General features: G+C 66.2%; 11 protein-coding genes, 1 rRNA gene and 1 pseudogene. 5 read left to right on the forward strand and 8 right to left on the reverse strand.

The window, feature by feature from the left end:
- Positions 1–65 (reverse strand): 16S ribosomal RNA (locus tag AC1RQC_RS10910); the annotation flags it as partial.
- A gap of 589 nt (positions 66–654) precedes the next feature.
- Between AC1RQC_RS10910 and AC1RQC_RS10915 the strand changes: the two genes are divergently transcribed.
- Positions 655–1059, forward strand: a complete 405-nt coding sequence (locus AC1RQC_RS10915) for a ProQ/FinO family protein (RefSeq protein WP_174426743.1) — start codon at positions 655–657, stop codon at positions 1057–1059.
- Between the two features lie 56 nt (positions 1060–1115).
- On the opposite strand, the gene AC1RQC_RS10920 is transcribed toward AC1RQC_RS10915, so the two are convergent.
- Complete coding sequence (locus AC1RQC_RS10920) at positions 1116–2042, reverse strand: LysR family transcriptional regulator (RefSeq protein WP_492826196.1); 927 nt, start codon at positions 2040–2042, stop codon at positions 1116–1118.
- Positions 2043–2185: 143 nt separating this feature from the next.
- Here AC1RQC_RS10920 and AC1RQC_RS10925 point away from each other — a divergent pair, with 143 nt between their 5' ends.
- A complete protein-coding gene (locus AC1RQC_RS10925; protein ID WP_492883506.1) occupies positions 2186–2878 on the forward strand; it encodes a 3-oxoacid CoA-transferase subunit A in 693 nt (230 codons plus the stop codon).
- Positions 2875–3510 carry a 3-oxoacid CoA-transferase subunit B gene (locus AC1RQC_RS10930; protein ID WP_174426746.1) on the forward strand — a complete coding sequence of 212 codons (636 nt, stop codon included), beginning with the start codon at positions 2875–2877 and terminating at the stop codon, positions 3508–3510. The genes AC1RQC_RS10925 and AC1RQC_RS10930 overlap by 4 nt, the downstream gene beginning before the upstream one ends.
- A 29-nt stretch (positions 3511–3539) precedes the next feature.
- Here the strand turns inward: AC1RQC_RS10930 and AC1RQC_RS10935 are convergent, their stop codons facing one another.
- The 3 genes from AC1RQC_RS10935 to msuE form a co-directional block, all read right to left on the reverse strand.
- Entirely contained in the window at positions 3540–4421 is an 882-nt protein-coding gene (locus AC1RQC_RS10935; RefSeq protein ID WP_492883304.1) for an alpha/beta fold hydrolase, read from the reverse strand.
- 168 nt (positions 4422–4589) lie between these two features.
- The gene (locus AC1RQC_RS10940) at positions 4590–5621 is read right to left on the reverse strand and encodes an isocitrate/isopropylmalate dehydrogenase family protein (RefSeq protein ID WP_492883306.1); all 1032 of its coding nucleotides are present in this window, start codon (positions 5619–5621) and stop codon (positions 4590–4592) included.
- A gap of 157 nt (positions 5622–5778) precedes the next feature.
- A complete protein-coding gene (msuE, locus tag AC1RQC_RS10945; protein ID WP_492374425.1) occupies positions 5779–6342 on the reverse strand; it encodes an FMN reductase in 564 nt (187 codons plus the stop codon).
- Positions 6343–6552: 210 nt separating this feature from the next.
- On the opposite strand from msuE, the pseudogene AC1RQC_RS10950 reads away from it, so the two are divergent.
- Positions 6553–6681 (forward strand): annotated as a pseudogene (locus tag AC1RQC_RS10950) (ABC transporter permease); the annotation flags it as partial.
- Between the two features lie 7 nt (positions 6682–6688).
- Here the strand turns inward: AC1RQC_RS10950 and AC1RQC_RS10955 are convergent.
- Positions 6689–7546 (reverse strand): D-amino acid aminotransferase, encoded by an 858-nt coding sequence (locus AC1RQC_RS10955; protein ID WP_492883508.1) that lies wholly within the window; start codon positions 7544–7546, stop codon positions 6689–6691.
- Positions 7547–7716: 170 nt separating this feature from the next.
- The gene (locus AC1RQC_RS10960; protein ID WP_492826193.1) at positions 7717–8745 is read right to left on the reverse strand and encodes an SDR family oxidoreductase; all 1029 of its coding nucleotides are present in this window, start codon (positions 8743–8745) and stop codon (positions 7717–7719) included.
- A 119-nt stretch (positions 8746–8864) separates the two neighbouring features.
- Between AC1RQC_RS10960 and AC1RQC_RS10965 the strand changes: the two genes are divergently transcribed.
- The gene (locus AC1RQC_RS10965) at positions 8865–9560 is read left to right on the forward strand and encodes a TetR/AcrR family transcriptional regulator (protein ID WP_492883308.1); all 696 of its coding nucleotides are present in this window, start codon (positions 8865–8867) and stop codon (positions 9558–9560) included.
- Between the two features lie 42 nt (positions 9561–9602).
- Here the strand turns inward: AC1RQC_RS10965 and AC1RQC_RS10970 are convergent, their stop codons facing one another.
- Complete coding sequence (locus tag AC1RQC_RS10970; RefSeq protein ID WP_492883310.1) at positions 9603–10865, reverse strand: TolC family protein; 1263 nt, start codon at positions 10863–10865, stop codon at positions 9603–9605.
- Positions 10866–10871 lie beyond the last annotated feature (6 nt).

A 10871-nucleotide genomic window follows, 5' to 3' on the forward strand; every position in this document is an offset into this window, starting at 1 on the left:
TCGACTTGCATGTGTAAGGCATGCCGCCAGCGTTCAATCTGAGCCAGGATCAAACTCTTCAGTTTAATACCTGTGTGATCCTTCGGTTTCCCTATGGATCTCGCTCTTTCGAGCGGTCGCTCACTCTCAGAAAACTGACTGGCTACATCCGCGATTTGCACCCCGGACATAACCAACATGTTTTACTGTGCGAGCACTTTATAACTTGTAAGCTAAAAGACCGAAGTCTTCCGCATCCGCTATCAAGCGCCCACACTTATCGGTTGTTGTTTGTTTGTTAAAGAACTGGCCGCGGTTCGCTTTGCTCACCGCGTCGCTGCGTTTGCTGCAGCAGAGAAACGAGACTATAAAGAATTATCTGCGTTTCATCAATACTTTTTTAATCTTTTCTTGCTCAGGCTGGATTCGCTACGCGCTCTTCTCACCTTTCCTGCCATCCCCCGCAACCTTCGCCCGTCTGCCTTGCGGCTGAGTGTTGTACTGCGGAAGGGGGCGAATACTAAGCTGTCGGCACGGTGCTGGCAAGTCTTTTCTGGAAAATTTCGTCGACACGTAAAAAGCGCCTCACGACGCACAATTTAGCATCAAACCTCGGGGCTGACCGGCTTCCGCTAAAATTCGCGTTCACTCCTCACCTCTTCACAACAGAACACTATGGGATTCGAACAACTTGCTGCGCTGAAAGCGCAGCTGGCGCAACAGGCCAAACCCAAGCCGGCGGCCAAGCCCACACGCGCCCGCCCATCCGCGCAAGCGGCCCAGTCGAAACCGGTGGATCCTGTTGTACGGAACATCGGGCGGCTTCAAAAGCGCTTCCCCCTCGCCTTCCCTAAGAACCCCGCGCCGAAGAGAGCGTTGAAAGTCGGCATCTTTGACGATCTGCTTGGCTACGCTAGCGAGCTGGGCTTGCAAGAGGCGGAGTTGCGCGAAGCCATCAAGACCTGGTGCCGTGGGACCCGTTACAAGGCATGTCTTACGGAAGGCGCTGCGCGAGTAGACCTCAACGGCGCCGATGCGGGCTCTGTCACGCAAGCGGAAGCAACGCGCTTCAAGAAATAAGCGGCGGCGGTGGCGCGGCAGATACGGACAGGCATAAGGCTATAAGGCTATAAGGCTTACCGCACGATTGACTCTGGCGGCCGCTCTGCCCCCTTCGCTTCACGGCAGCGCTCGATCAGCCTAAGCACCGTGGGCGAGCGCTCGTTCTTGCGATGGACCACGGCCAGTTGCGACGCCACGTCGTTGCGGGCCAGCGGCTTGAAGACCACGTCGGGCGGGGCGAACGCGCGCATCGAGGCGGGGATCAGCGCCACGCCAAACCCGGCCGCCACCATGCTGATGATGGTGGCCATCTGGGTCGACAAAGCCTCCACGCGCGGCTGGAAGCCAGCATTGCCACAGATGGCGAGCGTGATGGCGTAGAAGCCGGTACCGTGCTCGGTATGCGTGCAGATAAAGATCTCGTCGCGCAGCATGGCTACGTCGACGCGAGCGCGGCCAGCCAGCGTATGGGTGGCGTGCAAGGCCGCCACAACGGCTTCGGACGCGATGTCGAACAAGGCCAGCCCTTCCGGCAAGGACCGCAACGGTGGCCGGATAAAACCGATATCGAGTTCGCCGCGTGCCACCGCTTCGAGCTGGGCCGGCATGTCCATCTCCCGCATGGCAAGCCGCACGGCCGGATGATCCTGGCGAAAACGATAGACGAGCCTTGGCAATAATCCTGACAACGCGGCTGACGCCACATACCCGATGGCAGCGCCGCCGACATCACCCCGGCTGGCGCTGGCCGTGACCAGCCCGGCATGCTGGACCTGGCGCAGCACACCCATCGCTTCCTCGTAAAAGACCGCACCCACATCGGTCAGCGCAATCCGGCGCTTGCTGCGCGAGAGCAGCGGCGCGCCCACCTCTTGCTCGATCCACCGGAACTGCTGGCTCAGCGCCGGCTGCGATATGCCCAGGCGCTCAGCCGCGCGGCCAAAGTGCAGCTCCTCGGCCAGCGCGGCAAAGTATCGGTAGTGTCGGAGTTCGAGGTTCATCGCGATGGCCCGCTTTCAATATAAGCACAGCTTATCAACAATTAAGCTTTGCGCACTTGAACCTATCGAAGCCTGCGCCGCATGATGCACGACTTGGCGGCGACGACGCCGCGGCACGCATCGGGAGCAAGTCGGGCATGGGATTGGTCAACAAACGGGTAGCAAGCTGCGCAGAGGCCATCGCTGACCTGCGCGACGGCGCCACCGTGATGGTGGGCGGCTTCGGCAGCGCGGGCCTGCCCGACGGCCTGATCGCGGCGGTGCTGGCGCATGGCGCGCGGGATCTCACGGTGATCTCCAACAACGCCGGCTACGACGGCGAAGGCGTGGCGAGCCTGATCGAAGCCGGGCGCATGCGCAAGCTGGTCTGCTCCTACCCGCTGACAGCGGGCGCCACGGCGTTCCGCGACGCTTACCGGCGCGGCGAGGTCGAGCTGGAACTGGTGGCGCAGGGCACGCTGGTAGAGCGCATTCGTTGCGCCGGAGCCGGGCTGGGCGGGTTCTACTGCCCCGTCACTGCCGGGACGATCCTTGCCCAAGGCAAGGACACGCGGGAGATCAACGGTGCGCTGCACGTGCTGGAGCTGCCGCTGCATGCGGACTTTGCGCTGATTCGCGGACGTCATGCGGATCGCCTTGGCAACCTGGACTATCACCTGGCGGGCCGCAACTTCAACCCCATCATGGCCACGGCCGCGCGCGTGGTGGTGGCGGAGGTGGAGGCGATGGTCGAGGCCGGCGCGATGAACCCCGAACATATCGTGACGCCCGGCATCTTTGTCCACCGCGTCGTCACCGCTAACGCCAACAAACAGCAAGCCGGGAGCCAGCCATGAAGCGATGGAACAGGGAACAGATCGCCCGGCGCGCGGCGCAGGACATCCGGCCGGGTGCCTACGTCAACCTGGGCATCGGCCTGCCGACGCTGGTCGGCGACATGATCCCGCGGGAGCGCGAGGTCTTCCTGCATAGCGAAAACGGCATCCTGCATCTCGGGCCACGCCCGCCACTGGGCCAGGAGAACCCGGACCTGATCAATGCCAGCAAGCAGCCGGTGACATTGCAGCCTGGCGCGGCCATCTTCGATTCCGCGCTGAGCTTCGCGATGATGCGCGGCGGCCACCTGGACCTCGCCATCCTTGGCGCCTACGAAGTGGCGGAGAACGGCGACCTGGCCAACTGGAGCCGCGGCGACCCGAATACGCCGCCCGCTGTGGGAGGCGCCATGGAACTGGCCTTCGGCGCGCGCGAGGTCTGGGTGCTGATGGAACACACCACGCGCGACGCTCGCCCGCGCCTGTTGCACCGCTGCACACTGCCGTTGACGGCAAGCGGTGTGGTCAGCCGCATCTATACCGACCTGGCGGTGATGCGCGTGACGCCCGACGGCTTGCTGGTGGAGGCCATGGCCGAGGGCATGACCCTCGGCGAGTTGCAGGCGCTGACCGAGGCGCGGCTGCTAGCCTAGCGCCATCGGCGAATCCGCGAATCGGCATTTCAGCGGCTTGACACCACCCGCTCGATCCACGCGACGAACACCGCGACCACTTCCTCGCGGTTGGTCTCGTTCAACGTCTCATGCCGCGCCCCGCCGAACACGTGGGACGACACATCGGCCTGCCCTGCCGCGCGGTAGCGGCTAACCAGCGGCTCGAACCATGCCAGATGATTGTTGACCGGATCGGAATCGCCGGTGAACAGGTACATCGGCAACGCCGGACGGATGCAGCGCAGCGTATCCGGCGCTGCCAGGCGCGCGCACTCGGTGAACATCGAGGCGCGCGAAGCCGGCGTCACGGTGAACCCGCACAACGGATCGGCGATATACGCATCCACCTGGGCGGGGTCACGGCTGAGCCAGTCGAATGGCGTGCGGCTATCCGGCACCCCGGCATTCATGTCTTCCAGCTTGAATCCCGCCTGCGCTGCTGCCAGCATCAGGTCCACCGCAGTGGTGCCCGACAGCGATACGCCGTCGAGCAGCGCGCTGTGCTCAACCAGGTAGCACTGCGCTGCGAACGAGCCCATGCTGTGGCCAAACAGGATCAGCGGCACCCCGGGATGCTGCGAGCGCGCGTGCCGGCTGAGCACGGCCATATCGTCCGCCAGCGCGGCGAAGCCACGCGGGCCGAAGTCGCCAAGCTTGTCCTGCGCGGCTGCATCGGCGCCGTGTCCGCGATGCTCGCTGGCGTAGACCACATAGCCCGCGCGCACCAGCGCGTCGGCCAAGGGCCGGTAACGCCGCGCATGCTCGCCCATGCCATGCGCGATCTGGACCACGGCACGCGGCGCGGCGCCGCCCTGCCAGCGGTGGACCTCGATCTTGTGATCGTCATTCGAATCGAGACGAAAGTGGACGTAGGGTTCCGATGTCTGCATGCCAAGCCCTCGGTTAACGCCGGCCGTGTCGGGAGTGACGGTTGCGGCGCAGACATGGTACGCAAGTGGGCGCGTTCAGGCTATCGGGGTTGCTCCGCCCTGCCGCTGTGGGGGATGGCAGGGGTAGCAGTACGCCGCCCGGCACAGGCCGGGAAGCCCGCCGCGCGGTTACCCCAGCCGCTTGATCACCGCCTCGGCGAACTGCAAGGTCGAGGCCGAGCCCTTGAGGTCGCCGGTTTTCACCTGATCCTGGTTGAGCGCCAGGTCGATCGCTTGGCGCAGCCGCACCGCCAGGTCCTGGCGGCCCACATGCTCGAGCATCAGGCCGGCGGCCAGCATCAGCGAGATCGGGTTGGCGATGCCCTTGCCGGCGATGTCCGGCGCGGAGCCGTGCACGGCTTCGAAGATGGCTGCCGTCTCGCCGATATTGGCGCCCGGCGCCATGCCCAGCCCGCCCACAAGGCCAGCGATCTGGTCGGACAGGATGTCGCCGAACAGGTTGGTACAGAGCAACATGTCGAACTGCCAGGGATTGAGCACGAGCTGCATGGCGCAGGCATCGACGATGCGATCATCCATCTCCACGCGGCCCACATAGCCCTGCGCCACCTCGCGCGCGGCCTCCAGGAAGATGCCGGTCAGTGCCTTCAGGATATTGGCCTTGTGCACCACGGTGATCTTCTTGCGCTGGTTCTTGACCGCATACTCGAACGCAAAACGGGCGATACGCCGGCAGGCGTCGCGCGTATTGGTGCCAGTGGACACAGCCACCGCGTGCGGGTCATCGCCCACGGCGATGTAGTAATCGTGCGCGACATAGAAGCCGCCCACGTTCTCGCGCACCAGCACCAGGTCGATATCCTCGAAGCGGCCCGGCACCAGCGTGCGCGCGGGCCGTACGTTGGCAAAGAGGTTGAAGGCTTCGCGCAGCCGCACATTGACAGAGCGAAAGCCCCCGCCCACCGGCGTGGTCAGCGGGCCCTTGAGCGCCAGGCCTGTGCGGCGGATGCTCTCGAGGGTGGCCTGCGGCAGCGGATCACCGCCCTGGTCGATGCCCGCCATGCCAGCCTGCTGCACATCCCAGGAAAACGGCGCGCCCAGCGCGTCCAGCACCTTGACGGTGGCTTGCACCACCTCCGGGCCGATGCCGTCGCCCGGGATCAGGGTGGCGGGGATCTGATTGCGTGCTGGCTTTTCCATATGCGATTCCTCTCGACAGGTTGAATGTCCGCGTTCGCAGAGCATGCAACGCGGGCGCATTTCTGTCTAGCGCGGATCATGTCAGCCCAGCGGGATCGCGCTGCCGGAAGGGAATCCTGTGGAACGAGCTATAGCTATAGCCTAGGGCCGCTTGTCGTCACGCCGCACGCTGCAGCGGTAGCCGGCTCGCGCCGAACAGCGGCGCCGCGCGGTCCGCCGCGAGCCGGATGCGCTCGGCCAGCGCCGCGCTGCTGACCTGGTAGTTCTGGAAGTCCCCCGGGCTGCCATACACGCCGATCGGCAGCGTCAGCGCCTGCAGGAAGCCGAACAGCGGCCGTAGCTGATGCTCCAGCACCAGCGCGTGCCGGTCGCTGCCGCCGGTGGCCGCCAGCAGCACCGGCTTGTCGATCAGCGCATCCTGCCCGACCAGGTCGAAGAGATGCTTGAAATGGCCGGGATAAGAGCCCCGATAGACCGGCGCGGCCACCACCAGCAGATCGGCGGACTCGATCGCGGCGATCTCGCTTTCAATCTCCGCGGGCAGTTCAGCGCGCGACAGCGCCGCGCCTAGCGGGCGGGCGATATCGCCGAGGTTGACGATCCGGGTCTGCAACAGCAGCCTGCCCGCCAGTTCATCAAGCAACGCCTGCACCAGCGCCAGCGTGCGCGAAGGCTGCTGCGCGCTGCCGTTGACGGCAACCACGTTCAGCGGTCTAGCCATGGGGGAGAACCTCCTTTGGATTGAAGGCCGCCCTCGCCATTGTTCACGGCGGCCGCTTGCAAGTTCTTCACCATAGCGCAGCCGCGCCGCCCGCTGAACGACGAATTTCAACTATGCATAAACGGGCGGCCGCCATGGCATGCGTGGCGAAATTCTCAGTTGCATAGTCGGAATCATCCGTTCCCTGCGGCAAGGGCCCGTTTCTACACCGAGATGATCGCCAGCCAGTACGGCATCGGTTACTACACCTGGGAGGCGTACAACCTGCTGAACCATGCGGACATCGTGGTCGGCCTGCTGCTGATCGGCGCCTTCGGCACGGGCAGCAGCGCTGCTTAGGCGTTGATCACGCCGCCGCCGTGGCCGCCTTGGCGTCCTGGTATGCGGCGTACAGCTTCTTGAACACCGGGCCGGGCGCGCCATCGCCGATAGTCTTGCCATCGATGGTGACCACCGGCAGGATCTCCTTGCTGGCCGAGGTCAGCAACACCTCATCCGCGCCCATCACCTCGTCCTGCGAAATGCGGCGCGCTTCCAGCGAGATATCCAGCGCCGCGCACAGCTCCTCCATCCAGCCGTAGCGGATCCCTTCCAGGATCAGGTTGTCCTTCGGCGGCGCCGAGACCCGGCCCTTGCTGACCACCCAGACGTTGGACGCGGAGGCCTCGGTCAGCATCCCATCGCGGAACTGGATGGTCTCGGTGGCGTCGTTCTCCACCGCGTGCTGCGCCGCCAGCACATTGCCCAGCAGCGAGGTGGATTTCACCTGGCAGTGCAGCCAGCGCTTGTCCTGCGCTGTCACGCAGGCCACGCCCTTCTCGCGCATGGCCGCCGAGGGCAGCAACATCGGGTTGGTCATGATGAGCACCGTCGGCGTCACCGTCTTGGGGAAGGCATGGGTGCGCCGCGCCACGCCGCGCGTGACCTGGATGTACACCATCTGGTCGGCGAGGCCGTTGGCCTGCACCACGCGGTCGATCAGCGCCATCCACTGCGCATCGGTGTGCGGGTTGGGGATGCCGATGGTGTCCAGGCTGCGCGCCAGCCGCGCCAGGTGCTGCGGCAGGCGGAACGGCTTGCCGGCATAGATGGGGACCACTTCATACACGCCATCGCCAAAGATAAAGCCGCGATCCAGCACGGGGACGCGGGCTTCGGACAAGGGCGTGAGCTCGCCGTTGAGATAGACGATTTCTTCGTTCATGGTGGGTAGGGTGAGGCTGGCGGGGCCTGGGTTGCAGTACGGGTGCGCACTGGAAGAATGCATGCATTCTTCCACAAGGCGCGGGGGTAGCCTATGCAAAATCGGCATGACCTTGGCCTGCTCCGCCACCCGGCCCCGCCGCCATGGCGTTCAGCTTGCGCCCCCGGCCCTCATGCCGAGGCCGGCAGCCATCCGTGCGCCCGATACCAGGCAATGACATCTCGAACCGTGTGATCCACGGGCCGGAAGCCCAAGCCTAGCTCGCCCTCGCTTTTGGCATGGCTAAAGCGGGTCCGGTCCGCTTCCTTCACCATCAGCCGCACGGTTGCCAGGCTGAGCAGGATCGGCTTGCCGGTGATCCGGGCGTAGATTTCCTGCACGCAGGCCAGCGCAAACAACAACGGCACAGGCAGCGCGCGCTTGGGCGTTGCCACCCCCGCGGTGCGTCCGATCAGCGGGATCAGCTCGCGCATGGTCATATGACGGCCCGCCGCGAGATAGCGCTCGCCGCGCCGCCCGCGCAGCGCCGCGGCGATATGCGCCTGTGCGACATCGCGGGCGTCGACCACGGAAAAGCTCCCTGGAACCAGGCCCGGCAATCGGCGCATCGCCGTATCGAGCGCGACTTGTCCGGCTGACGTCGGCCCGATATCGCCCGGCCCCCACATCCAGCCGGGCAGCACGAACGTGGCATGCATCTCGGGGGCATTCTCGAGGAAAGCGAGGACGGCGCGGTCGCCCAGGATCTTGCTGCGATAGTAGTCATCGGCGTCGGCAGGTTCGCGCACGTGCGTTTCATCGATCACCGAACCCGGCGCGCCGTTGAGCACGGCGATGGACGAGGTCTGCACGAAGCGGCGCACGCCTGCCGCGTAGGCTTGCGCGATCAGGGCGGCCGTGCCGTCGACATTGATGCGCCTGAGCGTTTCCCAGTGACTGCCACCCTTGTAGTTGTCGCGGAAGAACGCGGCGGTATGGAACACCACATCGCAGCCGTGCATGGCCGGGGCGAACGCCTTGACATCGGCCATGTCGCCAACCACGAACTCCACACCCGCGAGATCGCCGAATTGCTGCCTGGCCTTCTGCGCCGAGCGCACCAGCGCCTTGACCGCGACACCGCGGCCCTGCAGTTCGCGGACAAGATTGTTGCCGAGCAGACCGGTGGCACCGGTCACGAAAGCGGTTTGCAAGTTCATGGACAGGCCCTTATCTCGAAGGTCATATGAAATTCAGATATCAATTGATATCCGTTATCATAGCAGCTGAAATCCCAAATGCAATCGATACGGCAATCCCTCTCGCCACGCCCAATGCCATGCCCAATGCCACGCCAACAAAGCAACCCGTCCCGCGCAAGCGCCTGAGCCGCGAGCAAAGCCAGGCGCAAACCCGCGAGCGCCTGCTTGAGGCCGCGCGCAGTTTGTTTATGCAGCGCGGCTTCGGCGGCACGTCGATCCGGGATATCGCGGAGGAAGCTGGGTACTCGCAGGGGGCGTTCTATTCGAACTTCCCGGACAAGGAGGCGCTGCTGCTAGATCTGCTGCGCGGCCATATGGAGGCCGAGGCAAAGCAGCTGGCAGCGGTGTTCGACACGGCGGAGCACACCGGCGCAGAGGTGCTCGCGGGCCTGGATGCCTGGGCCGCGGCGCTCCATGCGGATGCCGACTGGGCCATGCTATCGATCGAGCTGCAGATGCACGCCAATCGCAGCCCGTCGTTTGCCAGCGTTTACCGTGCGGTCTGCGAGACGCATCGCGGCGAACTCGGCGGCCTGATCGAGCGCCTGTTCCGCCATCTGGGCCGCGTGCCGCCAGCCCAGCCGGAAGAGCTGGCCGCGGGTTTCATGGCGCTCGCCCATGGCCTCGCGCTGCAACGGGGCACGACGAGCGCCGACCCGACCGGCCGGATGCTGATGCTGTTCCTGCGCGGCCTGCTGGCGAGCGCGCAGGTGGCTGGCAAAGCAGCCGATGCCAGTCATCCGGCAAAGCGGGGCGGCCGCGCGAGCCGGTAGCCGGTAGCCGGACGCCCGGGCGCACCGCACCCGGGCACTGGCTCAATCATCGAAATCCCACATCCGGTGCAGGTCCAGCCGCAACCGGCTGTCGGCCTCCAGCGCATCGACCAGAGCCACGCGTTCGGCCAACGTGGTATCGGCCAAGGCACGCCGGACCATCAGCAGTTCGCTCAGGCCGGTTTCCCCCGCCTTGTAGGCCCGGCCGGTGCGTGCCGCGGCACTGCGCTGTAGCGCGAGCGCTTCGGCCTGCGCCACGGCTGCGGCGCGCTTGCCTTCCAGGCCGCGGTACAGCACCTCGAACTCGGCGCCGATCCTGCGCTCCACCGCCACCCGGCTGCGTGCGGCAGCCTGCGCGTCGGCCGCTGCCGCCACCGCCGCCGAACGCCGGTGCGCGGAGCCAAGCGGCATGCTGATGCTCACGCCCGCAATCCGCTCCGCGCCGCCGCGCTCCACCGTGAAGAACACGCCCACGGTCGGGTCCGGTTTGCGCTCCAGGTCGGTGCGCCGGGCCTGCCGCTGGGCTTGCGTCTCCTGGGACTGGGCGAGGCGAAACTCGTGGCTGTCCTCCACATAGCGGCTGCGCAGTGCATCGGCGGGGTCGTCCGGCAACGCCTGCAGGCGCACATCCGCCGGCAGGCCGCCGGGCACGCCCAGGCCCGGGAAGCGCGCCCGCAGTTCGGCCGCCGCCGCCGCTTCCGCCGCGCGCGCGCTGGCCAGCGCGGCAGCGGTGCGGGCGCGCTCGGCCAGCAGAAGCTCATGGTCCATGGGCGCCGCATCGCCGGCCTGCACCCGGCGTGCGGTCACGGCCGCCAGCTCGCCCGCCAGGCTGTCGTTGCCCTGCGCCGCCAGCCGCGCCTGTTGCGCGCGCAGCGCCCCGAACCACAGCGACAGGATTTGCCGCGAGACTTCATGGCGTGCATCCATCACGGCGAGCTGGCCTGACTGCGCCGTGGCATCGGCCAGTTCGCCATCGGCGTCGGCCTTGCCCCAAAGCCGCAGCGGGCGCTCCAGTGCCAGTTGCCCTTCGGCAAACCGGTCGGACGGCTCGCGCACCTGGCGGCGCTGCCCGATGGCCCGCACCACGGCCTCGGCGGTGCCGGCACGGATGCCGTCCGCCCGGGCCAGCACCGCATCGCGGCGAGCCTCGGCCATCTGCACGTCCGGCGACTGGCCAACGGCGTCGCGCACGGCGGACTCAAGGGGCAGCACGCCGGCCTGCGCCGGCATGGCTGCTTGCGCCCACACGGCGCCCGGCATCCCCGTGGCCGCGATCATGGCAGCCGCGGCTGCCATCTTGCTCATTGCGCC

The sequence above is a fragment of the Cupriavidus sp. GW822-FHT03E04 genome (assembly GCF_058801495.1).